The 24,917-nt window shown below is 46.3% G+C and carries 23 protein-coding genes and 2 pseudogenes; 20 read left to right on the top strand and 5 right to left on the bottom strand.

What is annotated here, in order from left to right; translation table 11 throughout:
• Positions 1–257: 257 nt before the first annotated feature.
• The 13 genes and pseudogenes from FS666_RS07320 to FS666_RS19760 all read left to right on the top strand — a co-directional run.
• Positions 258–1,946, top strand: a pseudogene (locus FS666_RS07320) (sigma 54-interacting transcriptional regulator); the annotation flags it as partial.
• Positions 1,947–2,035: 89 nt separating this feature from the next.
• Entirely contained in the window at positions 2,036–2,173 is a 138-nt protein-coding gene (locus tag FS666_RS20550; RefSeq protein WP_306463599.1) for a helix-turn-helix domain-containing protein, read from the top strand.
• A gap of 332 nt (positions 2,174–2,505) precedes the next feature.
• Positions 2,506–3,489 (top strand): thiamine pyrophosphate-dependent dehydrogenase E1 component subunit alpha, encoded by a 984-nt coding sequence (locus FS666_RS07315; protein ID WP_144461199.1) that lies wholly within the window; start codon positions 2,506–2,508, stop codon positions 3,487–3,489.
• Between the two features lie 58 nt (positions 3,490–3,547).
• Positions 3,548–4,570 (top strand): alpha-ketoacid dehydrogenase subunit beta, encoded by a 1,023-nt coding sequence (locus FS666_RS07310; RefSeq protein WP_144461198.1) that lies wholly within the window; start codon positions 3,548–3,550, stop codon positions 4,568–4,570.
• A 23-nt stretch (positions 4,571–4,593) separates the two neighbouring features.
• Positions 4,594–4,833: a biotin/lipoyl-containing protein gene (locus FS666_RS07305; protein ID WP_144461197.1), complete on the top strand. Its 240-nt coding sequence runs from the start codon at positions 4,594–4,596 to the stop codon at positions 4,831–4,833.
• On the top strand, positions 4,794–5,696 hold the full coding sequence (locus tag FS666_RS07300; RefSeq protein ID WP_144461196.1) for a dihydrolipoamide acetyltransferase family protein: 903 nt from the start codon (positions 4,794–4,796) through the stop codon (positions 5,694–5,696). The genes FS666_RS07305 and FS666_RS07300 overlap by 40 nt, the downstream gene beginning before the upstream one ends.
• A 92-nt stretch (positions 5,697–5,788) precedes the next feature.
• Complete coding sequence (locus FS666_RS07295) at positions 5,789–6,010, top strand: hypothetical protein (protein ID WP_120072029.1); 222 nt, start codon at positions 5,789–5,791, stop codon at positions 6,008–6,010.
• Between the two features lie 149 nt (positions 6,011–6,159).
• The gene (gene fmdA, locus FS666_RS07290) at positions 6,160–7,344 is read left to right on the top strand and encodes a formamidase (protein ID WP_120072031.1); all 1,185 of its coding nucleotides are present in this window, start codon (positions 6,160–6,162) and stop codon (positions 7,342–7,344) included.
• A gap of 23 nt (positions 7,345–7,367) precedes the next feature.
• Positions 7,368–7,640 carry a zinc ribbon domain-containing protein gene (locus FS666_RS07285; RefSeq protein WP_120072033.1) on the top strand — a complete coding sequence of 91 codons (273 nt, stop codon included), beginning with the start codon at positions 7,368–7,370 and terminating at the stop codon, positions 7,638–7,640.
• Positions 7,641–7,860: 220 nt separating this feature from the next.
• A complete protein-coding gene (locus FS666_RS07280; RefSeq protein WP_144461195.1) occupies positions 7,861–8,262 on the top strand; it encodes a ferritin-like domain-containing protein in 402 nt (133 codons plus the stop codon).
• 181 nt (positions 8,263–8,443) lie between these two features.
• Positions 8,444–8,959: a MerR family transcriptional regulator gene (locus FS666_RS07275; RefSeq protein WP_144461194.1), complete on the top strand. Its 516-nt coding sequence runs from the start codon at positions 8,444–8,446 to the stop codon at positions 8,957–8,959.
• Between the two features lie 76 nt (positions 8,960–9,035).
• Positions 9,036–9,212 (top strand): annotated as a pseudogene (locus tag FS666_RS20635) (CsbD family protein); the annotation flags it as partial.
• Between the two features lie 816 nt (positions 9,213–10,028).
• Positions 10,029–10,181, top strand: coding sequence for an Lmo0850 family protein (locus tag FS666_RS19760; protein WP_164876308.1), 153 nt, complete (start codon positions 10,029–10,031; stop codon positions 10,179–10,181).
• Between the two features lie 43 nt (positions 10,182–10,224).
• Here the strand turns inward: FS666_RS19760 and FS666_RS07265 are convergent, their stop codons facing one another.
• The 3 genes from FS666_RS07265 to mgtE all read right to left on the bottom strand — a co-directional run bounded on the left by FS666_RS07265 (position 10,225) and on the right by mgtE (position 14,059).
• Positions 10,225–10,815, bottom strand: a complete 591-nt coding sequence (locus FS666_RS07265; RefSeq protein ID WP_144461226.1) for a YqaA family protein — start codon at positions 10,813–10,815, stop codon at positions 10,225–10,227.
• Between the two features lie 179 nt (positions 10,816–10,994).
• Positions 10,995–12,287 (bottom strand): hemolysin family protein, encoded by a 1,293-nt coding sequence (locus tag FS666_RS07260; protein ID WP_144461192.1) that lies wholly within the window; start codon positions 12,285–12,287, stop codon positions 10,995–10,997.
• A gap of 413 nt (positions 12,288–12,700) precedes the next feature.
• Positions 12,701–14,059: a magnesium transporter gene (gene mgtE / locus FS666_RS07255; protein ID WP_120072039.1), complete on the bottom strand. Its 1,359-nt coding sequence runs from the start codon at positions 14,057–14,059 to the stop codon at positions 12,701–12,703.
• A 140-nt stretch (positions 14,060–14,199) separates the two neighbouring features.
• Between mgtE and FS666_RS07250 the strand changes: the two genes are divergently transcribed.
• Positions 14,200–14,970, top strand: coding sequence for a hypothetical protein (locus tag FS666_RS07250; protein ID WP_120072041.1), 771 nt, complete (start codon positions 14,200–14,202; stop codon positions 14,968–14,970).
• A 493-nt stretch (positions 14,971–15,463) separates the two neighbouring features.
• Here FS666_RS07250 and FS666_RS07245 read toward each other — a convergent pair whose 3' ends face one another.
• Positions 15,464–16,645: a dicarboxylate/amino acid:cation symporter gene (locus FS666_RS07245; RefSeq protein ID WP_120072043.1), complete on the bottom strand. Its 1,182-nt coding sequence runs from the start codon at positions 16,643–16,645 to the stop codon at positions 15,464–15,466.
• Between the two features lie 440 nt (positions 16,646–17,085).
• On the opposite strand from FS666_RS07245, the gene FS666_RS07240 reads away from it, so the two are divergent.
• The 5 genes from FS666_RS07240 to FS666_RS07220 all read left to right on the top strand — a co-directional run bounded on the left by FS666_RS07240 (position 17,086) and on the right by FS666_RS07220 (position 23,540).
• Positions 17,086–18,141: a D-alanine--D-alanine ligase gene (locus tag FS666_RS07240; RefSeq protein ID WP_186306491.1), complete on the top strand. Its 1,056-nt coding sequence runs from the start codon at positions 17,086–17,088 to the stop codon at positions 18,139–18,141.
• Between the two features lie 15 nt (positions 18,142–18,156).
• The gene (locus tag FS666_RS07235; RefSeq protein WP_144461190.1) at positions 18,157–19,539 is read left to right on the top strand and encodes a UDP-N-acetylmuramoyl-tripeptide--D-alanyl-D-alanine ligase; all 1,383 of its coding nucleotides are present in this window, start codon (positions 18,157–18,159) and stop codon (positions 19,537–19,539) included.
• A 375-nt stretch (positions 19,540–19,914) separates the two neighbouring features.
• Positions 19,915–21,345 carry a degradosome RNA helicase CshA gene (gene cshA, locus FS666_RS07230; RefSeq protein WP_144461189.1) on the top strand — a complete coding sequence of 477 codons (1,431 nt, stop codon included), beginning with the start codon at positions 19,915–19,917 and terminating at the stop codon, positions 21,343–21,345.
• Between the two features lie 250 nt (positions 21,346–21,595).
• Positions 21,596–22,078: a PH domain-containing protein gene (locus FS666_RS07225; RefSeq protein WP_120072052.1), complete on the top strand. Its 483-nt coding sequence runs from the start codon at positions 21,596–21,598 to the stop codon at positions 22,076–22,078.
• Positions 22,071–23,540, top strand: coding sequence for a PH domain-containing protein (locus FS666_RS07220; RefSeq protein ID WP_144461188.1), 1,470 nt, complete (start codon positions 22,071–22,073; stop codon positions 23,538–23,540). Before FS666_RS07225 ends, FS666_RS07220 begins: the two co-directional genes overlap by 8 nt.
• Here FS666_RS07220 and FS666_RS07215 read toward each other — a convergent pair.
• The gene (locus FS666_RS07215; RefSeq protein ID WP_144461187.1) at positions 23,524–24,126 is read right to left on the bottom strand and encodes a rhomboid family intramembrane serine protease; all 603 of its coding nucleotides are present in this window, start codon (positions 24,124–24,126) and stop codon (positions 23,524–23,526) included. The genes FS666_RS07220 and FS666_RS07215 overlap by 17 nt on opposite strands.
• Before the next feature lie 77 nt (positions 24,127–24,203).
• On the opposite strand from FS666_RS07215, the gene acpS reads away from it, so the two are divergent.
• Complete coding sequence (acpS, locus tag FS666_RS07210) at positions 24,204–24,566, top strand: holo-ACP synthase (RefSeq protein ID WP_144461186.1); 363 nt, start codon at positions 24,204–24,206, stop codon at positions 24,564–24,566.
• The last annotated feature ends 351 nt before the right edge of the window (positions 24,567–24,917 follow it).

Raw genomic sequence — 24,917 nt, 5'->3', positions numbered from 1 at the left:
CCCAGGCTTTCCTTCAAATATAAGGAAGAGTTGTCCCATATTCTATAAAAGAGAAGTAAGAAAGCTGGGGCGCTATGCCTTGAGATAGTGCCCCATAGATGCGCCGGTAATTTTTTTTGAAAGCTTAATCGTATATTTTGGTTAAAACATGGGTTTTGAACGCTACTACAGACATCGCTTCAATTTTCCCGCAATTCTATTTATAATGAAGATATTCTATAAAGTTGGGGTGAACTGGCTTGATAGACAAAAAGTTGATGAGGGAAATGTGGGAGGATTTTGTATATCGGGGACATCTCAACAAGTCAATAAAAACAGAAATTCAGGAGGCATGGCTCCGCTCCAGAAAATATGGCGTAAATCCGCATGTCCAAAGTGCAACGAAGATTCTGGATAGTGATGAATTGGCTGAGCTGCAGCAGCTTAATCACGAGCTAATTTGTATTTCGCTTCCCTTGATGGAGAATCTTTATTCCTTTGTGAAAGGGTCGGGGTTTCTTGTCATTCTTTGCGATGAAAAGGGTTACTTGATGAAGTCGATGGGCGATAAGGAAACGTTCGAATTGGCGAACAGGATAAAATTTATCGAAGGGGCATCGTGGAGTGAGGAGGCAATGGGGACGAATGCCATCGGAACATGCATCGCAATTGATGGACCCATCCAAGTGTGGGCCTCCGAGCATTATACGGAGGCTTGCCATCCTTGGACTTGTTCGGCGGCCCCCATTCATGATTCAGAAGGAGAAATCATCGGCATTTTAAATATGTCCGGTCCCGTGGAAAAGGTACACCCGCATACATTGGGGATGGTCGTATCAACAGCAGCAGCGATTGAAAAGCAATTGCAGATCATTGAAAAAACGCGGGGAAATGCGGTCATGAAAAGTCTGCTGGAGGCGACGACGGATACCCTTTCCGAAGGTATGATCATCATTGATACGGCCGGAAAAATTTTAAAAACGAATGAAATTTTACATCGAATTATCGGTAAAAAAGAGCATGAGCTTGCAGGCAGGGATATCTGTGAGGTTTTTGATAATCGATTTTTTCAGGAAATCACTGCTTCAAGGGCTAATGTCATGGATCAGGAAATCAAGTTGAAAATTTCCGGCAGCGAGCGGCAGGCCCGTGTGTTGATTACTTCAAAAGGAATTTTCCAGAATAAAAAGAAAATCGGGAAGCTGCTGACCATAAAAGAACTACATAAAGTAAGACAGATGATCAATCAGTTTTCCGGTAATCAGGCAAAAGTGACGTTTCAAGATATTATAGGTCAGAATGAAAAAATCAGGAAAGTTCAGCTGGAAGCCATTGCTGCGGCCAGGTCCGATTCGAATGTTTTGTTGACCGGGGAAAGCGGGACAGGAAAGGACATTTTCGCACAGGCGATCCATAATGAAAGCGACCGGAGAAATAAGCCATCAACTGTGGCGGAATTCCGCGGGATCTGCTGGGCAGCGAGCTATTCGGCTATGAAGATGGAGCTTTTACCGGGGCAAGGCGCGGCGGGACACCGGGGAAGTTCGAATTGGCCGAAGGGGGAACGATTTTTCTGGATGAAATTGGTGAAATGTCACTGGAAATGCAGGTCCTGCTCTTAAGGGTCCTGCAAGATAAAGAGGTTGTGAGAATCGGAGGCTACAAAGTCGTTCCTGTAGATGTCAGGATCATAGCAGCCACGAATAAAAATTTGCACAAAGAGGTCGTGAAAGGGAATTTCCGGGAAGATTTGTTTTTTAGGCTGAACGTTATCCCGGTAACTCTTCCGCCGTTAAGGGAGCGGCGGGACGACATCCCCCGTCTTGCGGAATATTTTATTGAAAAATTGGCCACGCGTATCGGCAAATCCTATTCTGAGGCGGATCCTCAGTTTTTCGAGGCTCTCCAACGATATGACTGGCCTGGAAATGTTCGCGAGCTGCAGAATATATTGGAAAGAGCGATTGTAAAGGGGAATGGCTGGAAGCTAGGGCCGGAAGAATTGCCGGCGGAATTGTTCGGCAATTTTTGTGCAGTCGTCAAGGAAGATCTTCCAATGAAAGATGAAATCAAAAAGCAGGCATTGGTCCGATCGATAGATCTATGTGATGGAAACTACAGTCGGGCAGCACGGCATCTGGGTATATCACGCAGTACGCTGTACCGGCAAATAGAAAAATATGGAATAAGATAGATAGGAAGGGCTCTTATGACAGGGAACATCGGCGTTGGCAGTCGGTCGGTATAACGGGATATCGCCCTGATAATCAAAACTGCAAAATGAAATGAAAATTTCGCATGTTCAATTGGAAATTCACGATCAATAATTTTCGAAGCTTCGCGTTTATGCGAAGCTTCTGCTGTTGCATGACTGTCCCATTTTGGCACAGGTGTCCCGCTATCTGCTCGACACCCTGTCCCGAAATGGGACATATTTTTTATCGAATGTTGAAATCAGCGGCTTAAAACTTGGAATAAAACTTGCTTCTACAATTATAGACTTTTTTAAAAAAGGGAGGAGCAAACATGACAATACCTTTGGACAAGTTGAAGTGGATGTATGAAATGATGGCGAAGAGCCGCTACTACGAGGATCAAATGGCTGAAGTGTATATGGAAGGGAAGGCTCCTGTTTTCAATATAGGGGCGGGGACGGTTCCGGGCGAGATGCATTTGTCGACGGGACAGGAGCCTGCCGCGGTGATTTGTGCTCATCTGACAAAGGATGACACGGTGACCTCTCCGCACCGGCCGCATCATCATGCAATTGCAAAAGGCGTCGATTTGAACCGGATGACGGCTGAAATCTTCGGAAAGGAAACGGGCCTTTCGAAAGGCAAAGGCGGGCACATGCATTTGTTTGATCCGAACGTAAAGTTTTCATGCAGCGGGATTGTCGGTGCGGGGATTCCGCAGGCTGCAGGGGCTGCGCTTGCTGCAAAGATGAAAGGGCAAGACTGGGTAGCAGTCGCTTTTCTTGGTGAAGGCGCGGCGAATTCGGGGGCTTTTCACGAAACGCTTAACATGGCGGCGCTTTGGAAATTGCCGTTGATTTTGGTTGTTGAAGATAATGCCTATGGAATTTCCGTTCCGAAAAAAGCTTCAACGGCCATCGAGTCTAACGATCTTAGGGCGCCTGCCTACGGAATTGAAGGCGCCTACGTAAAAGATAATGACCCGGTTGAGATGTATAAGGTGTCGGAAGAAGCGGTAAAAAGAGCCCGCAATGGCGAGGGGCCGACCATCATTGAAATTGAGACGTTCCGCTATCTGGGCCACTTCCAGGGAGATCCGGAATTATACCGTGAAAAAGAGGAAGTGCCTGCACTGAGGGAAAGAGACCCGATTTTAAGAATAAGAAAGCTTCTGATCGATGAATATGGGTTGGATGAAGCCGAGATGGAGGAAATGGAGTCCAAAGTGAAGGCGGAAGTCGATGAGGCGTACAACTTTGCAAGAGAAAGCGAATTTCCGAAACCGGAAGCTGCGCTTGCGGATATGTTTAATTAAACCCAATTCTACAAAAATCAGGGAGTGCCGCAGGCGCCCGCAGAAAGGAGAAAAATCGATGGAAACGACGAAGAAAAGATTGTTGACCGGAAATAAAGCTATGGCTGAAGCAATCGCTTTGGAAATGGAAAACAATAAGGATGTTTTTGTTCTTGGGGAGGACGTCGGTAAATACGGAGGAATTTTTGGATCGACCGAGGGTCTTATCGACAGATTCGGAGCCGGGCGCGTTATGGATACGCCGATTTCGGAAACGGCCATCATTGGAGCGGCCATCGGTGCGGCGGCAGAAGGCATGCGCCCCATTGCGGAACTGATGTTTGTCGATTTTTTCGGCGTGTGCATGGACCAGATTTACAACCATATGGCGAAAATCCAGTATATGTCCGGAGGCAGCGTCAAACTGCCGATGGTGCTGATGACCGCGGTTGGTGGCGGGTATAATGATGCGGCGCAGCACTCGCAGACATTATATGCCACTTTCGCGCATATGCCCGGATTGAAGGTGGTGGCTCCATCAACCCCATATGACTTAAAAGGCATGATGACTTCGGCCATCCGCGATGACAATCCCGTATTTTTCATGTTCCACAAATCACTCCAGGGACTGGGCTGGATGGATCAACTGGATGAGTCCGTCGGTCATGTGCCACAGGATGCCTATACTGTACCGCTTAACAAAGCGAAGGTCGTTCGCGAAGGCAGGGACGTAACGATCGTCGGCGTCCAAATGATGACGCATTATGCTGTTCAGGCGGCTGAAAAATTGGCCAAGGAAGGCATTGAAGCGGAAGTTATTGACATGCGGTCTTTGAAACCAATTGACAAAGATACAATCATCGAATCTGTTAAAAAGACTCATCGCCTCATTGTCGTTGATGAAGACTATCTCTCTTACGGCATGACGGCTGAAATTTCAGCGATCATCGCAGAAGAAGCCCTGTATGAACTGGAGGAGCCGGTCCGAAGACTTGCCATTCCGGATGTGCCGATTCCATACAGCGACCCGCTGGAGGATTTTGTCATTCCCGGTCCGGACTCTATTTTTAAAAAGGTAAAAGAATTAATGGAAACCTATTGATTGCATCTGAGGGAGTGAAATGCATGTTTGAAGTGAAAATGCCAAGAACATCTGATGAAATAGAGGAAAGCCTCATCGTCTTTTGGCATGTTGAAGAAGGAGATTCCGTGGAAGAAGGGGACGTGCTCGTCGAGGTGCAAACAGAAAAAGCCGTCTTTGAAATAGAAGCGGAGGCGGAAGGGACGGTCCGTGAAATTTTAGTCAAAAGAGGGAATCCGCCAAAGTGGGAGAAGTTCTTGCGAAAATTGAAACGGAAACCCTGAACAGTTCTAAAGAAATAGACCACAAGGCCGATAATAAAATTGACGAGGAAAAGATTTCTGAAACTTCATTTGTCAGAATTTCTCCAAGACTGAGAAAGCTCGCAAAGGATCTAAATGTGAATCTGGCTGATGTGAAAGGTACAGGGAAAGACGGAGCCATCATTGAAGAAGACATCAAAAATGCAGCTGTAGGAGTGGAAGAACAGGCAGCAAAAGAGATGTCCGGCATTCGCAAAACGATCGCATCCAGAATGATGACAAGCCTGCATGAATCTGCACAGCTGACCCTGACCTCGTGGGTGGATGTGACGGAGCTGGGAAAAAGGCGGAAGGAAACCGGGTCAAACGTGAGTTGGAACAGTCTTATTTCCTATGCGGCCGTCAAAGCGCTTGAGCAGCATCCTGCCATCAATGCCCATGTCCAGGGAGAGAAGGTCATCCGGCATAAAAAAGTTCATTTGGGCATGGCGGTGGATACAGAGGAAGGGTTATATGTACCGGTTCTTGAAGATGCCGGCCATTTGTCACTCACACAACTGGATAAAGAATTGAAAGAACTTGTGAAAAAAGTAATTTCCAAAAATTTGTCGGATGTAGCCTTGAAAGGGAGTACTTTCACAGTGACTAATCTAGGGAATTTCGGGATAGAGTTTTTCACGCCGATCATCAATCCACCGGAGGCCGGTATACTTGGTGTCGGTAAAATTGAGCCCTATCTGGTTTTGGAACAAGGAGAAGTTGTACAAAAAGAGCGGATTCCGCTCAGCCTGACGTTCGATCACCGGGCGGTTGACGGAGCGCCCGCAGCTAAATTTTTGCAGGCTATTGCCGATCAATGCCAGTCGCTTGTGGGAGAATTTTAAAGGGATGCGAAGAAGCTGACAGGCTTTCATCAGCTTCTTCAAATCTGATTCGCAAGTATCGATTACATCTTTGAAATTAGGAGTGCATTTATGTGAATGAGGTTTACTTATCCGCTGACAAAGGCGGCATGCCCGCCTTGCACCAAGTTTCTGCTGAAGAAAATTATACATACGATTGGGAGGGCTTGTACAAAAATTGGAACTGTTTGTTCGTCAATCTGAAATGGCTGTCTGAAAACTGGGAGTCTCATTATGGGAACAGATTTGAGAGAGAGGATGCTATATATCCGAGTTCTGTAAGAGAAGAAACTTAGCTTAATCGCAATTTCTTCTTTTTTTGTTTGAAATAGAAGTAATTATCAAAATAATTTGACTAATGGTGATTATCGTCTTATACTGGATGGGCATACATTATTTTCACCCGAAGAGTTTTACATAAATCGATGAGGGAGGAAGTAGTAAGATGCCAAAAACATTGTTTAAGCTGGATTTGAGCAAAACGATGGAGGAGCAGGCCCATCCGGGGCATAACAGGTGGCACCCCGATATACCTGCAGCATTTGCGGTGGATCCCGGAACGGCGTTCCGGATGGACTGCAAGGAGTGGACGGATGGACAGATTAAAAACAACGATGACCCGGAAGATATCCGGGAAGTGAATCTGGAACGCGTCCATGTGTTGAGCGGACCGGTCTATGTCAATGGCGCCGAGCCGGGGGATTTATTGGTAGTTGATATATTGGATGTTGGTGTCCATCAGGGCTATGAATGGGGATTCAACGGAATCTTTGCGAAGGAAAATGGCGGAAGCTTCCTTGTTGACCATTATCCCGAAGCGCAGAAGTCCATTTGGGACTTTGAAGGGATCTACACGACATCACGCCACGTTCCGGGGGTGAAATTCGCAGGGATTGTCCACCCGGGCCTGATTGGTGTGGCCCCGTCTATGGAACTTTTACAAGAATGGAATAAGAGAGAGGAAGAATTGAGGGCGACGAACCCAGAAAGGACTCCTCCGCTCGCGAATTTGCCGACGCCTGAAAGTGCGGTGCTTGGCACACTGAAGGGCGCCGATTTTGACAGGGTGGCTGCTGAAGGAGCCAGAACGGTCCCTCCGAGGGAAAACGGCGGAAACTGTGACATTAAGAATCTATCAAAAGGCTCAAGAATCTTCTTCCCGGTATTTGTGGATGGAGCGAAATTATCGGTGGGAGACCTTCACTTCTCGCAAGGCGATGGAGAAATCACATTTTGCGGCGGTATCGAGATGTCCGGATGGATCGACTTGAAGGTCGATGTCATCAAAGGCGGAATGGCAAAATACATGATCAAGGATAACCCGATGTTCAAGCCGGGACCGGTAGATCCTTTGTATTCGGACTTCCTCGTATTTGAGGGAGTATCTGTGGACGAAAAAGATGGAAAGCAGCATTACTTAGATGCGAACACGGCTTTCCGCAGGGCATGCCTCAATGCGATTGAATATTTAAAAACACAAGGGTATACAGGAGAGCAGGCATACATGCTGTTGAGCTCTGCGCCGGTTGAGGGACGGGTTGCCGGAATCGTAGATATTCCGAACGCCTGCTGTACAGTTGCGATTCCTACTCAGATTTTTGATAAAGATATTACACCGAAATTAAAGTAAACGGATAAAAAAGGGGGGATATCTTGCCAAGTTATACTTTTCGCTGTGATGACTGCGGAGAATTCACCTTGTTTTTCAGGTCGATGGAGAAAAACTTGGGGAGTGCCGAATGCCCGACGTGCAGCGCAGATTCAAAGCGGGTATTTTTACCGCCCAATTTGTATTCCATGCCGCATGCACTCAGGTCGAGAATTGAAAAGGGGATGGAGCCGCGGCGCATGACCCGCGAAGAATTGGGCACAAGAAGACTTCCTAAAAGCAGGTCTGCCGTGGCGAACCGCCCGTGGCAGGCGTGAGAAAAGATCCCGTTCCACATGGAGCGGGATCTTTGAATCTTTTTATGGGTCTCTTCTTATTTCAGAAGGAGGTGCATGGGAGAAACCATATCACGTGCCGCGGAGGATCGATACAAAAGGATTATTTGGCCTTCCTTATTTCCCCCTTGCCTGATCTAGCAAACTAATCACCTTTCCGAATGCCCAGCATACGATAGCTGAAAAACAGGGAGGAATTTTTATGGATTTTACCATTGATCAAAAGTTGGAAAAAGACATCTCCAAAGCGGTCAACGGTGAATACAGCGCTATAGCCTGTTATGGAAAGTTGATAGAGATGGCACCTTCAGAGAGGGAAAAAAAGATCATACGGGAGATCCGGAATGATGAAATCCGCCATTTTCATCATATTTCAGCTATTTATATGCTTGTGATGAACATGCAGCCAGAACCAAGAATTGTTGGAAAGTGTCCAAACCATTTTACGGATGGTTTAAAATTCGCATTTGAAGATGAACAGGAGACGGTCGATTTTTATCACGAAATTGCCGATAAGGCGCAGCATCATTATATTCGGCATCTGTTTCGACGGGCAGCCGCAGATGAACAGAACCACGCCGTCTGGTTTTTGTCGATGATGTGATGAAGAGCTGTTTTCGTGCCCTTGGGGACTGGTGAAAATGAACAAACAGTGACTGCCTCGCGTGAAAAATTTGTAAAACGAAAGACACGTCTCCCTTTCAATCTACATTATTAGAGAAAGGAGATGCCCCTTGACTGTGGAATATTATTATGAGGACAACCAAATCCGGGGAGGGGCGACGATGGAAAATATGTTGTATACTTCTGGAGCAGCCAAGGAGCTGGGATTAGGGGTCAGTACCCTCAGGAATTATGCAGTTGTGTTGGAATCCAAAGGATACTATTTTGAGCGCGGCCCGAATAATGGACGGATTTTCAGAGAGAAGGATATTTCACAGATTCGGGAAATGGTTGAGAGAATGACGGAAGAAGGGATGACGGTGGATCAGGCGGCGGAACTAACTGCAGGCCAGTCGGGAAAAATGGAAGTGCCGGTGGCTGAACATAAGGAAAGAACGAGATTGGATATTGACAGGCTATGCGAAAAAATCACCCTGTTGGAGGAGCAGCAGACGAATTTGGCCGAGATCAACCGTCAGCTTGCTCTTCAAGTGGAACGGCTGACGGAAAAAATTGAAGAACGGGAACGGGATCAGCAGCTATTTGAAATGATGGAAAATGCGCGGAACCGGAAGAAAAGAAAGGGGATGTTCTTTTTAAGGCCTTTCACATTTTCGGACAAGAAATCAACAATTTGACATGTTTTTTTATTTGTACAGTTTCATATGAATCTGAAGGGGTACGTATAACTATAACTTTAAGGAGGTATTCCTCATGAGAGATTCAGATGGAACTAAGAAAAAGCTGGAAGGAACCTGGGACAAGGTTAAAGGCGGGGCCAAAGATGCATTCGGAAATGCTGTTGATAATGAAAGACTGCAGGCAGAGGGCAAATGGGATAAGGTAAAAGGTGAAGCGAAGAAAAAATATGGCGAAGCCAAAGGAAAACTTACGAACGACTGGCAGAAGGCTCGGTATTTCAATGCTGGGATGAATGCCGGTAGCATAGATTTAAAAAAGAAATCGGCCCTTGCATTTATTTTTTAAATATTATATTATTAATACAGAACGTGAGTTCGAAAGATGTAACCTTTGTCGTGATGAAACCCACGAAAGATAGGCATATCTCCTGTCGCAAGACAGTGGGTGCAAATGTCTATTGGTGTTGTATAGGTCAAACACCGGATGCGTACGTTAAGTTGTGAGAGCCGACTGCAAAGAGAGCCTCGAGTGAGTCCTCTCGTTCGACAGAACGATTTGTGCGCGAACGCCGTGTGGAAAAGCTCCAGTCCGCAGCCAGAACCTCATCCGGAAAGGGAAAAGCACAAAGTACACACGCGCCATTGCGACAAATCGCAATGGAACCGTGACCCTTTAGGGTCCGGGAACCTCCCCATTTCAATGGGGAGAGGTTTCAGTGATCGGGATTGATACTGGCAATCCAACTTGGCAGGCACTTCCAAGGGAAGGCCTGTTTTTTTGTAAAGTAAAGCATATAATCTAGGCTCATTTTTCTATTCAGAAAGATAAAGTTATGTCTAGATCCAGGCGCCTAACCATAGGGCTGAAGCATCGGGTACACGAGCTTTCCACTTTTTACATAAAATTTTCAAAAAAGAAGTTTATTGTAGGGAAGACTGGGAATATTGAACAAGAAAGTTTAAATTTTGGACACATATTTTTTATTTTTTTCTGAAAGCGATTCAAATCGGTTGAAAAGTGCGTTAAAATAAGTATAAGATGTCAAATCTTAAATGGGGTGGTCTTTTGCATAGAGATCATGAACAACTTGAAAAAATAATTGATAGTCTTGCTGAAATGGGAGTGAATATTTCAGTCACGAAATCCCGGCTGGAACTTTTCAGAATCCTTGACGAAGTACAGGCTGTCCCAGGGTATACCGAATACCATGTAGAATAAAAACGAAGCGGGCTGGTACATTGTACCGGCCCGCGTTGTTGTTTTACTTGCTTTCCGCTGTTTTCTTTCTGGTGAGAATCAGGCGGTAAATGATAAAAGCGATGACCGCAATTCCCCCGATACCCAGGGTCAGATAGGCAAAATTTTCTTCAATGAACGGCTTGGCTCTGACACCGAGGGCCGCAATGATGGCTGCCTCAAGGAAAAACCGCCCGCCTCTGCCCAAGATGGACCAAAAAACGAGAGTCCTGATTTTCACTTTGGAAATTCCCGAAAAAATGGTAAACACTTTGTATGGGACAGGCGTAAAGGCCGCTATTAATATCGCCATGGCGCCGTATCTTTCAAAGTAATATTCGACCTTATCAATTTTGTCCTCCTTGATAAAACGGAGCAAAATGGGCCTTCCCAGTTTTTTTCCGATGTACCATCCAAGCAGCGCCCCCAAAATGGAAGCCACAGTGGTATAAAAAGCATACAGCCAGACTTTGTCGGGTGAGGCGATCCCCATAGGAATCAACATGACCTCGGGAATGATCGGCGAAAAAGCGGAATCCGTAAAAGAAACAATGATAAGCCCCAGCACTCCATAGTCCATCAGCCAATTTTCAATAACTGCAAGCCATTCTGATATCATTCAAATATACTCCTTTTAGATGACGAATTGCTAAAAGAAGTATAGCATTATTCCATCAGCCCGTCAGCACAATTTGGCAGAACAAACAATGAAATATGTCTTTTTATAGTCAAACGAAAGGGGAAATGATTGTCGAAATAGATCATTTCCTCGGAAATAAAAGAAAAAGCTGTTTCTCACGGAGTCACTTCAATTTCGCTGATGTGGTTTCCTTCCATTGCTTTTACATGAAATTTGTACCCTTCATCTTCAATTGTGTCGCCCTGCTGCAAGTCATATTTTTGCGTCAGGAGCCAGCCGCCGATCGTATCGATGTCTTCGCAGCGAAGGTGGATGCCAAGTAAGTCATTTACTTCCTCAATCAACACTTTTGCATCCAGCAAGTAATGTTCATCACCCAATTTCCGAACAAGCGGTATTTCGTCGTCATCAAATTCATCCCGTATCTCGCCGACAATTTCTTCCAATATGTCCTCGGCTGTCACGATTCCTGCTGTACCTCCGTATTCATCGAAAAGCACAGCCATATGATTTCTTTCCTTTTGCATTTTTACCAGAAGCCGCTGAATGGGCATTGTCTCAATCACACTGATGACGGGCATGACGTAATCTGCGATCGGCTGGGATCCTTTGCAATTTCCCTCGATGCAATCCGTTAAAAATTCCTTTATATTGACTACGCCCAGTATTTTATCCTTGTCCCCCTCTTCTGTTACCGGATAGCGGGTCAGGCGTGTTTCTTTCACCGTGGTCATGATTTCGTCGATGGAAGCCGACTTGTCAATTGTCACGACTTCCGTTCTTGGCACCATGATTTCCTTTGCAATCCGATTGTCGAATTCAAAGATTTTATTGACATACCGGTATTCCGATTGGTTGATCTCACCGCTTTTTAAACTGTCCGATAAAATAATGCGAAGTTCCTCCTCGGAATGGGCAACTTCGCTCTCTGATGTAGGCTGGACTCCAAATATCTTTGTAACCATACGGGCGGTCCTGTTCAGCAGCCATACGAAAGGAAAAAGAATTTTATAAAACCAGACAAGCGGTGTCGAAACAGCGAGAGCGATCGCTTCCGGTTTGAATATTGCCAGGTTTTTAGGCACGAGTTCACCGAGGATCACACTGACGAATGTAATCGTAATAAACGCTATTAAAAACGATAGGATCCCTGCAACTGATCCGGGAACATCAAACCTTTCAAACAAAGGCGTCAAAATTACCTGGACCGTCGGTTCACCGAGCCACCCGAGTCCAAGCGATGCAACAGTAATTCCCAGCTGGGTGGCAGACAGGTAACCATCTAAATTTGAAATGATACGTTTGGCAACAGGGGCCTTTTTGTTGCCTTCCGCAATCAGCTGGTCCAGGCGGGAACTACGTATTTTTACAATCGCGAATTCGGATGCAACAAAAAACGCTGTGATTCCTATAAGGAAAAATACGAGAAATAGTTTCAGGCCGAACAATGGAGCGCCTCGCTCCGGTATCTCCGCAGCAAGGCTTCACCTCCCTCTGTTTGATAAAATTGTTTCGATTATTGTGGGGCTTTGCCCCATTGTGTGATCTTCAGGGTCATCGTGCGAAACCGGCTTTTAATTGTACGGACTCCTTTTGGAGTATTTCTCCAATTTACTATGTGTCTTTCTTTGTCCAGCTTCAGGCGCCATCGGCGCAAGGATAAAGCCAATCGCTGCTGAAGGCAAACTACGCCTTCTTCAGTGCTCGTCTAGCTTTGCGCCGATAAGCTGGCACTCTCCGCCTTTCCTTATCCTTATCCTTTATCTCGTCGGAGGCACTCCAGTCTGTACGTCGATGGGCAAGGCGCTTGCGCTTTTCTTATTTCATACTTTACCCATTATCAGGCTGCTTTTATCATTATTTAAGTGAGCTTTCCGAGAAAATGGGTAGCGATGGAAAAGTAAGTCACCAGGGAAAATATATCATTGACTGTTGTAATCAGCGGACCTGACGCAACCGCCGGGTCCATTTTCAATTTATATAAAATAAGCGGAATGATTGTTCCTGCGAATGTTCCAATGATCAAAGTGAGCAGTAATGAGCCCCCGACAACAATTCCGAGGTATAAATTGTGCTGCCAGACAAATGCGATGACGGCAATAAGCAGACCGCATGTAACGCCTATTAATAGGCTGACACGGAACTCCCGCCAAAGAAGTTTAAGCGCTGTTTTTATATCTACTTCCCTTTCTGCCAATCCGCGTACAACAACTGCCAGCGATTGTGTGCCGGTGTTCCCGGTCATTCCGGCTATCAGCGGCATGAAAAAGGCAAGAGCCACCACCTGCTCCAGCGTCTCTTCGAACCTTGAGATGATACTTCCTGATACAAGGCCGATAAACAGGAGGGCAATAAGCCATGGCAGCCTTCGGATAGCTGCGGGGGCCGGCTTTGTATCAAAGTCGATTTCTTCGTTCATAGCGGAAATTTTACTGATATCTTCGCCAGCCTCGTGGATAATCGTCGTTAACATGTCATCAAAGGTGATGACTCCTACAAGGACTTCATCCTCGTTCACAACAGGGAGCGCTGTAAAATCGTATTTCTGAAGCAAGCGCACAATCTCACTTCTTTTCGACATGACATCGACAGAAATGATTTTTTCGACCATGACATTTATCACTTTTTCTTCGGGTTCAGTGATGATCAACTCCCTGTACGGGACTGTTCCCTCTAGCTGGCCCTCATCATTCACAACGTAGATATGATTGAGGCTTTCAGAGTATAGGGCAAGGGTTTTCAGTTTTTCAACAGCCTGTCCCACTGTAAAATGAGTATTGACTGAGACGTAGCGGTTGGTCATTAGACTTCCGGCTGTATTTTCCGGGTATTCGAGGATTTGCCGGACATATGTCGCCTCGGCTTCCTCCATCTCTTCCAAAAAAGATTCCACATCCGCTTTCGGATAATGGCGGAGCAGCCGTGTCAGGAAGTTAACATTCAATAACGCCAGGACACGGTTTGCTTTTTCTGGGCCAATTTTACTTAAAATTTCCAGTTGAAGTTTTATATTCACCCGCTGAATCAGACTTGCCAGGGTTGAGATGTTTAAATGTTCAAGCATGGCACCCCTATAGCGTTCAGGCAGGTTCTGGATGATGGAGGCCATCTTTTCCGGCCCGCAGTCTTCAAAAGTCTCATTTACTTGATCAAAGTCTTCTTTTTTAATATTGTCAATGATTTGCAGTGTCAGTTCCTTTTCTTTCTCTTTTGCCAGCACACCTATCACCTCTCTGCAAGTAGTAACGGCCGATTCGATCGATTTGTAGTGAATATGTAATTTAATTCACAACAATTATTTGTTATTATAGTAATATGCTATAGGTATATCGTATGACTATATTTGTGGAGGCCATCTCATTGAAGAATCAAGCAGCGGGGAGAAATATCATATACATACACATGAATCATACCGCCCGGTATATCTTGTCATCTGGTATTCAATTTCCCGATTTTATAAAAGGTATTCCTGATAAGCCGTCCAATCTTCTATTACTCAAACATAAATTCGAAGATGGCTATTACAATATGCATACCCGGCTGAGTTTCGCCACAAGCGAAAACGTTGAACAATTGCTTGAAGATGAGGTTTTCCGCTACGAAGAGTTTTGCTGGGTTGATTTTTCAGATGAGGAAGACTTGAACGAACTGACTGGCCAGGAACTGGCTGAACTGCTCTATTTGGGCCACATCAAATCACCTTTAAGACCTCCATTTTACAGAATACTTGGGAATCAATTTGTTTACTTGACGGAAGAAGACGGCCTATTCAATAAAATCTATTATAAAAAATGGGAACACTTCTTTTCCATGATCGGAGTGGTCATTTCACACAGGGTGAGCCCGGGAAGGGAAAGAACACTGTTCGGACGCCGAAAATACCGTCCAGCCCCTTTCGTTCCGGCAGAAATCATGCAGCTTCTGGGCGGACAAATGAGGGAAGGGGTCGTGTTTTCCTTTGATAAAACGGCGGGCGATCGTTTGAAAATCGAAGTGCCCATTTGGATTGTCGGCGATTTTATGGATATGGATGAAATGTATGAGGAGTATATGCAGTTAAGCAGGCTTGTACCCGATGGCAGACTGGTTCTGGACCGGAAGGCCGGAGAATGGAAGGTTTTGTTGGAGTAAATGCAGCTTCCTTTTTAGGGGGGCTGTATTTTTTTGTTGTTAGGAAATTATAAAATGCTCAGGTTGTTAGTAACTTATTTGTCACTTAGTGCTGCGTCCGGCTCCAGCGCCTATCGACTAGCAGACTTCACGCTTCTTCCTACGATAAGTCAACATCGCTCCGCTGCGCTGCGCGTGTTTCCTTTATCTCGTCAGAAGCGCTCCAGTCTGTACGTCGATAAACAGGCGCTTGCGCCTTTGTTCTGGAAAAGGTGTTTAAAGTTGCAAGGGGAAATAATCCTGGTTTCGTACGGTATGGTCTGGATTGCCGGGATATGATCCGGAATGGGAAGAATATGATCCGATTGCGCGGGATATGGTCCGGGATCAGGCGTGAATGATCCAACTCCGCGGGGTATGATCGAGAATTAGGGGAATGATCCGATTCCGCGGGTTAATAATCCGGAATCAAGGGCCCTCCAAATAGTAAGCCCCCTGAGAGGGGGCCTGATGTTTAAACTGCCACTTTTTCATCTTCCACTGAATCTTCGCGGCTGATTTTATCCATGATGGCCGTAATCGCGCCGTCACCTGTAACGTTACAGGCTGTACCGAAGCTGTCCTGGGTGATGTAAAGGGCGATCATTAAAGCGGTCATCGCAGGGCCAAAGCCAAGCATGGACTCCAATAATCCGATTGCTGCCATGACGGCTCCCCCCGGAACGCCTGGTGCAGCCACCATTGTAATGCCGAGCATCAAAATGAAAGGGAACATGATCGTAAATGCATAACTGTGCCCCTGCATAAACATGACGGCCATGGAACAGCTCACCAGTGTAATCGTGCTTCCGGACAAATGGATGGTTGCAAGCAATGGAATCGTAAAATCTGCAACCTTTTCCTTTTTCACAATATGCTTGGCCTGTCTTAGAGTGACAGGGATCGTTGCAGCGGACGACTGGGTTCCGAGCGCTGTAAAGTATGCCGGGCTCATTGTTTTCAACATCGAAAAAGGATTCTTTTTCTGTACGGAACCCGCAATTGTATATTGAATGACCAAATACGCGATATGAAGAATAATGATCATGGCAAAAACCTTAATGAATATGCTCAATATGGAACCCACTTGGCCGGCATTCGTCATGTTTGCAAAAATGCCGAAAATGTGGACGGGCAATAAAGGAATGATCACTTTTTCAATAACAAGATGAATGATGTCCCTGAAGTCGTTGGACAAATTCAAAAGCAGATCGCTTTTGACCGCTGCAATGCCTATCCCGATGACAAAGGATAAAAGCAGGGCAGACATGATGCCCATCAGCGGTTCCATTTCAATATCAAAATATGGTTTTAAAAGTGCTTCTTCCGGATTGGCAAATTCTTTTAGTGATTGGTTGGCCAAAATGGAAGGATAAAGTGCTTTTGCGGTGATATACGCAAGCAAGCCTGCTCCAATTGTAGAAATGTACGCGATGGCAGCAGTCCAGCCGAGCAGCTTTCCGGCACCTTTGCCAATGGCGCCGATTCCAGGAACGATAAAGCCGATAATCAGCAATGGGATGATGAAGCCGAGAAAGTTCCCGAATAGTCCGCTGAAAGTGGCAAAGACCCGGATCAAAGGACTTGGCGAAACCAGGCCAATTAAAATACCGAGCACAATCGCAAGAATAATGCGCGGCAATAAACCGAATTTCATGACATATGGACCTCCATAAAATTGTGATCGGCATCTTACATAGAAAAGAGCCGCCTGCTTTATTCTAGCATAACAAAAGAGCGGGTTCTTTATAATCTTGGAGTAAATAAATCTTGCGGGTTGAAACGCGTACATAAAGGTAGATATCTTCAGTAGGTGAAAAAAACCACGGATAACTGGAAACACCCGCGGATAACCGAAAATACCAGCGGATACAGTTTTTCCCGGCATTCCGCCCACCCATTCAACAGTTCACCCGCAGTGTCCAAGGTGCATACGATAAGACTGGGCGGGTGCTGGTTTTTCCTGGGCAAAACCTATTTAATCCCGGCCTTCGGAGAAGCGGTCCCAACCTGCCAAGCTGATTTCACTTTTCTTCTTTGTTTTATTGAAAATCATGTTAAAATTAGAAAGATGTCATGGGGATGGAGGATAATAAAATGAAATTGTGTTTGTTATACGGAGGCAAATCTGCTGAACATGAGGTTTCTTTGCAAACTGCTAAAGCGGTCATACATGCACTTGATAAAAATAAATTTGACATTTTTCCGATTTTCATTACAAAAGAGGGCAAGTGGGTCCAGGGACCGCAAATCACAGGCCCTGTTGAAGATGTAAAATATTTGCAGTTTCCAAGCGATCGGGAATCAGCCGCAAACGAGATCATGCCCTCTTCTCTGGATTCGGGCTTTGATATGGTATTTCCGCTTCTCCACGGCCCCAATGGGGAAGACGGGACGGTGCAGGGAATGCTTGAGCTTTTAAACATTCCCTATGTAGGAAACGGGGTACTGGCTTCTTCAGCCGGCATGGATAAAGTGGTCATGAAAAATATTTTTGCACAGGCTGGCTTGGATCAGGTAAAGTATGTTTCTTTTATCCGAAGCGCGTGGGAAGCTGACCATGAAGCGGCTTATAAGCAAGTGGAGGAAAAAATCGGCTATCCGAGCTTTGTGAAGCCTGCCAATCTCGGTTCCAGTGTCGGAATCAGCAAATGCGACAACCGCGAGGAACTTAAAGCGGCCTTTGAAGATGCTTTCCGATACGACAGGAAAATCATCATCGAAGAAGGCGTCATTGCAAGGGAAATTGAAGTCGGCATTTTGGGAAATGATGAACTGGCTTGCTCTGTACCCGGGGAAATCGTCCCGAAGAAGGAATTTTACGATTATGAGGCGAAATACGAAGACGGCTCTACAGAGCTTGTTATTCCCGCCGATATTTCGGAAGCAGTATACAATCAAATTCGCGAAATGGCTTTTACGGCATATAAATCACTGGATTGCTCAGGTTTGGCCCGGATGGACTTTTTCGTTAGTCCAGACGGCAGGGTGCTGATCAACGAGGTAAATACGATGCCGGGATTTACTCCATTCAGCATGTTCCCGCTCCTTTGGAAAAATACGGGCGTTCCATATCCTCAGCTGATTGAACGTCTTGTCGAGCTTGGAAGGCAGCGCTACGAAGAAAAACAAAAAATCATCCACAGTTTTTAAAAAGAAGGGATCACGATGATTCAAAGGACAATTGGCCAAATAGCCAATATGATTAAAATAGAGAATGATGTAAAAAAATATTTTGATGTGCTTGTAAAAGGCGTATCGATTGATTCGCGAAAAATTTCGCCGGGAAATTTGTTCATTCCTTTTAAAGGGGAGCAGACTGACGGCCACAAGTACGCGGAAAAAGCGCTCGATCAAGGGGCTGCGGCTGTTTTCTGGCAGGAGGATGTTCCGAACCCGCCAACAAACGGCCCGGTTCTCATCGTCAAGGATACGCTGCTTGCCTTGCAGGAGCTGGCGAAAGCATACCGCGATGAATTATCGGTCAAAGTGGTTGGAATTACCGGCAGCAATGGAAAAACGACGACGAAAGACATAACAGCGGCTGTACTGGGCGAAACGTACCGCGTCCAAAAGACGGAAGGAAATTTCAATAACCATATCGGGCTTCCGCTGACGCTTTTGGCACTGGAAGAAACAACTGAGATTGCCATCCTGGAAATGGGGATGAGCAGCAAGGGAGAAATTTCCCTTCTCACCAAAATGGCCCGGCCTGATGCGGCGATCATTACAAATATCGGGGAAGCCCATTTGCTTGACCTTGGTTCCCGTAAAGAAATCGCCGCTGCCAAGTTTGAAATCACCGAAGGGCTGGCACCGGACGGCCTTTTCGTTTTTCCGGGGAACGAACCGCTTTTACAGGAAAAAGTTGCTTCGCTTAAAAATGTCCGTCTGGCGACATTTGGAGATTCCCCGGGTAATGACGCCTATCCGCACGAATTGACATTGGAAGAAAGAGGCAGCACTTTTACAGCATCCATTTTTCCAAAAAAGCCGTTATTTTTGCCGATTGCAGGGAAGCATAATGTCATGAATACACTGGCAGCATTGCTTGTTGCAAAGGAATTTTCTGTGCCGGTGAGTGATGTGGAAAGTGGATTAAATTCCGTAAAACTGTCTACGATGAGAATGGAATGGCGCAAAGGAATCAAGGGGACAACCATTCTCAACGATTCGTACAATTCAAGCCCGACGGCACTTCGCGCCGTGATTGAAATGCTTGAAAGCATGGACGGCAGCAAGGAAAAGATTGCAGTGCTCGGGGACATGCTTGAGCTTGGCGACAAGGAAAAAGAATACCACGAACAAATCGGGGAGGAGATCGATCCGGCCAAAATAAAGTATGTTTATACATATGGCGATCTTGGGAAATGGATAGCAAGGGGTGCTGAAAAAAATTTCCCGGCCGGGTATGTACTTTCATTCCGGGATCAGGATGAATTGGTCCATTCTTTAAAAGAAAAACTTTCCGGCGGCGAACTGATTGTTGTCAAGGCATCGCGCGGCATGAAGATGGAAAAAGTGGTTGAAGCGCTATCCGCAGCGGAATAGCATCAATTTTTGCGGGGCGGGAAACACCGCCCCGGCATTCAGGTGCCGTTACCTCCCGCCTGAACTTTTTAATATGGTTGAGATGGGAGATAGCGGCACCTTTTTGGAATGGAAATGAAACATGTCTAGCTCCAGCGCCTATCGACTAGCAGACTTCGCGTCTCCTCCTACGATAAGTCAACATCGGCTCCTCCGTCGCCGTGTTTCCTTTATCTCGTCGGAGCCACTCCAGTCTGTACGTCGATGAACAGGCGCTTACGCTTTTCCTGTTTGTCACCACCAAATTTTAATGATAGAATTATCAACATCGTTTATAGTTTTGCGAGAAGTGGGGCATTTGCCTCAACTTGAAGTTTTAAAGGAGATTGAGAAGCATTGACGAAGTTTTCAGATTTAAATTTGAGTCAGTCTATTTTAAAAGCTGTGAATAGAATGGGCTTTGAAGAAGCTACACCGATACAGGCAAAAACGATTCCGCTCAGCATGGAAGGGAAGGATTTGATCGGCCAGGCCCAGACCGGTACCGGAAAGACAGCGGCTTTCGGTATTCCTTTGATTGAAAAAATTGATCCAAGGGATCACAGCGTACAAGGAATCATCATTGCGCCTACGCGTGAACTGGCTATCCAGGTTTCAGAGGAACTGTACAAAATTGCGATCGACAGCCGGGTCCGCGTGCTTGCGGTCTATGGAGGTTCCGATATCCAGCGTCAGATCAGGGCATTGAAAAAAGGTCCGCAAATTGTTGTCGGAACTCCGGGACGTGTCCTTGATCACATCCAGCGCCGGACTTTGAAGCTGGGCAATGTTCATACGGTCATCCTAGATGAAGCGGATGAGATGCTGAACATGGGTTTTATCGAGGATATCGAGGCGATTTTAGAAACTGTTCCTGAGGAAAGGCAGACATTGCTTTTCTCAGCAACAATGCCGGAACCGATCCGCCGGATTGGCGAGCGTTTCATGAAGTCACCTGAACTTGTAAAAGTACAGGCAAGGGAAATGACGGTTCCGTTAATCGAGCAATATTTTATTAAAGTCCCTGAAAGGGAAAAATTCGATGTCCTCTCAAGGCTGATCGATGTGCAGTCGCCGGAGCTCGCCATCGTGTTTGGCCGGACCAAGCGCCGTGTAGACGAGCTGTCCAACGCTTTGACCGTCCGTGGATATACAGCTGAAGGCATCCATGGAGATTTGAGCCAGGCGAAGCGCCTGTCCGTTTTACGGAAGTTCAAAGAAGGGAAAGTGGACGTGCTTGTCGCAACTGACGTCGCTGCGCGCGGATTGGACATCTCTGGTGTGACCCACGTGTACAACTACGATATCCCCCAGGATCCGGAAAGCTATGTACACCGCATCGGACGTACGGGACGTGCAGGAAAAGAAGGAATCGCCGTCACATTTGTCAGCCCGAGGGAAATGGGCTATCTCCGAATCGTTGAACAGACAACGAAAAAGCGGATGAATCCTATGCGCCCGCCTACCTGGGATGAAGCGCTCGAAGGCCAGCAGCGCCTGACAATGGAAAAATTGAACGAAACCATCGAAGAGGGCAACCTGGATGAATACAGGGCCACAGCGGTTGACCTGCTGAACGAACATGATGCTGTCGAAGTCATTGCTGCGGCATTAAAAATCATCACAAAAGAACCGGACAAAACACCTGTCCATATTACGGAGGAAAAGCCGCTGCCTTCCAAGCGGGATCACTTCCACGGCGGACGGGGAAGAAGGGGCAAGCCCGGCCAGTCCTCTTATAAGGGACACCGGAAATCCCAGCGCCGTTCCGGAAATCGGAGACCTTAACGGGAAGAGCTGCCGTCTTAAAAAACAATCGGAGATATCCGGTTGTTTTTTTGTTAGAATATGGGGGGTGGAGAGTAAATCCGTAAAGTTAAGAGTAACTCCAGAAAGTTGAGAGTAAATCCAGAAACCGGAAAATAAATCCCAAAGGAGTAAATCTCAACAGGGGAAAATTCCGGAATTCACCGGTGAAATCCGGATACAAAAGCAAAAGGGCAGCAGGGATATTGTAATTCAGAAAAGAGGAGATTCAATGGAGATCAGACCACCGTCACGGCGGATTTCGCAGCGCGGCTTAAAGGTATGGCGCATCATGGGAGTACTTAACTCCCTGATATTATGGGGTGTAGTTGTTATTTTAGGGGTGCTGACGCATTTTTTTGATTGGCCGCTCTGGATCACCGCCGCTGGTGCCGGGCTTGTACTTATCCTTACGATTTTGAACATTTTTATCATTCCTTCCATCCGGTGGAAACGCTGGCGCTATGAGGTGACTGAACATGAACTCGAGCTTCAGCATGGGGTTTTTTTCATCCACCGGACATTAGTTCCAATGGTTAGGGTCCAGCATGTCGATACTTCCCAGGGGCCGATTTTGAAAAAATATGATCTGGCCACGGTTTCGATTTCAACTGCGGCCACGGTTCATGAAATCCCCGCGGTCGATATTCACGAAGCGGAGGAGCTTCGCCGCTCGATTTCCGCTTTGGCAAGGGTGGCTGAAGACGATGTTTGAACCGAAACGGCTGCACCCGGTTACTGTTCTGTATGATTTCGTCCTTTCACTGAAAGAGCTCATTATTCCATTCATTTTTCTCTTTATTTTTGGAAAAAATCAGATTGAACTGGACGGGCCTTTCTTAAGCATGCTTCCGCAGCTCCTATTTCTGCTTTTCGTCTTTTTCCTGATTGGATCGATGATCGTTAAGTGGTTACGATTTACATACAGGGTTGAGGATAATGAACTCAGGATTGAGCAGGGGCTGTTTGTGAAGAAAAAAAGATATATTCCTTTTGACCGGATCCAAAGTCTCGATCTGTCGGAGAGCATCATCCATCGTCCGCTCGGCCTTGTAAAAGTGAAGGTGGAAACGGCCGGTTCGGGCGGAAACAAGGCGGAGGCGGAGCTGACCGCCATCAAAAAAGAAGACGCTACGGCTCTGCAGAAAATCATTGCCGATGCCAAAAATAAGATCCCGGATGATGTTGAGGAGGCAGCGGAAATCCGCCCGCAAGAGGATATTATTTATAAAATTACTGCGCGGCAGCTTTTATTTCTCGCATCTACGTCGGGAAGGGCAGGCGTTGTCATTTCGGCATTCCTTGCATTCATTTTTCAATTTGAAGACTTTATTCCTTATGAAAAATTGTTCAGCGAAATGCAGCAGCTGATTAAATTTGGGGTTGTGTTTATTTCCGCAATTGTTTTTCTCGCCCTTTTCATCGCCTGGCTGCTGTCGGTTGCCATCGCCTTTTTAAAATACAATGAATTTACAGTAAGAAAAGTCAAAGATGAATTGATCATTACGCGAGGATTGCTCGAGAAAAGGACAACGACTGTTCCGTTGCATAGGATACAGGCGTTGACGATCACGGAAAGCCCGATTCGGCAGCCATTTGGATTCGCAAGTGTATCTCTGGAGAGTGCAGGCGGCTCGTCCACGGATTTGGAAAATTCCTCAATGGTCCTTCTTCCAGTTGTGAAGCGGGATGAAATTCCGGGTATATTGGGAGAGTATTTGACAGATTATGAGTTTGAAGCTGATTTAAAGGCGGCTCCCGGCCGTGCGATGCGGCGCTATATGTTTGTAAAATCCATCATCGCCCTAATAATTACGGGCATACTCACCGGCTTTTTCTGGCCGTATGGTTTATTCGGAGCGATATTAATTCCAATAGCTTTTTTATGGGGATATGCCCAGTATAAATCCGCAGGCTGGAATATTAGCGATTCCCAATTGACAATGCGGTACAGGACAATCGAACAGCATACAATGATCATGAGGAAAAATCGAATCCAGTCTATGCAAGCAAGTGTCAGTTGGTTTCAAAAACGTGCTGATCTGGCTGCTGTGAGTGCATCGGTAAAATCGGGCGAAGGATCCCGTGAGGCGGAAATCCCCCATTTAGATCAAAGGGATGTATTGGAAATTTATGGCTGGTACAGCCATCGGGAGCGGACTACAGAAATCGGATAGGCCGCACTTTTATTAAAATAGCCCCGATTATAAAGCCTGCGATCATGCCGAAAATATGGCCTGTGATATTAACGTTTGCCTGGAAAAACGTCATGATCACACTCAGCGCCGCTATCGGCAAAATCACTTGCTTTCCTTGCTGCGGCATCGCTTCTTTTTTTAAAAAAGTGATGGCCAAATAGATTCCGAACAAGCCGAAGATCGCGCCGCTAGCTCCGATATGCGTGTAATAGGGCGGCTTCAAAATAAGTGTGGCAATGTTGGCAGCAATCCCGCATGCAAGATAAACAAAAATAAACTGAAGTTTTCCAAGTGCACGTTCAAGTGCCGGACCGAATAATACAAGTGAGAATGAATTGAACAGCAGATGCGAAAAAGCGATATGGACAAAAACCGGCGTCACCAACCGCCAATATTCCCCCATTTGGACCAATATGTTGACGCCGGCCAGTTTTTCAAAAATGAGCTGCTGCGGAAAGATCGGCAGGCGCATAGCAAGGAAAATGACGATATGGATGACTACGAGAGCCGTGATCACAGGGTACAGGCGAATGAATTGCCGGAAGGATTCCGTTCGGACAAACATGGGATGATCTCCTTTCTGTTTGAGACTCCTATCATTATATTATAGCCGGAGATGAAAAGTAGAAGGGATGGGCTGCGATGATTTCGGGAATTGGGCTGGATCTCGTTGAAATAGAAAGAATTGAAAAATTGAGAGGGCGCCAAGAACGCTTTGCCGAACGGGTTTTGTCGGCAGCGGAACTTCAGCATTATGAAAACTTGCCGGATAAAAGAAAAACAGAATTCCTGGCAGGAAGATTTGCGGCGAAAGAGGCATTCGCCAAGGCGCTTGGAACAGGGATCGGGGCGGAGCTTTCCTTTCAGGATATTGAAATTGATGCGGACGAGAGGGGAAAGCCGCATATTGTCCATCCTGTGGGCCAAAGGAAAAAAATACACTTATCCATCACACATACGAGGGCATATGCCGCCGCGCAGGTGGTCATTGAAGAGGGGCAGTGATTGCGCCTCTTTTTTATCGTACGTTTGTATAAAATTTTGTCCTTGTTTCCTTATCTCGTCAAAGGAACTCAAGCATGTACGTCATTTTAAACAGGTGTTTCCAATATTATTTCAAATGATTCTAACACCTCTGCATTGCCCATCAGAGGTGTCACGAATCCGCTCGAATAGTGCCCGTTTTCGGTCCAATGCCCGCGCAGGCGAAAAATGGCGTTCCCCGGTCACTGGGGTGCGAGTCCAATGCCCGCGCAGGCGAAAAATGGCGCCCCCCGGTCACTGGGGTACGAGTCCAATGCCCGCGCAGGCGAAAAATGGCGTTCCCCGGTCACTGGGGTGCGAGTCCAATGCCCG

The sequence above is a fragment of the Siminovitchia fortis genome, assembly GCF_007681465.1.
Taxonomy (GTDB): domain Bacteria; phylum Bacillota; class Bacilli; order Bacillales; family Bacillaceae_C; genus Siminovitchia; species Siminovitchia fortis.
This window is presented reverse-complemented; position numbering and strand designations above follow the sequence as displayed.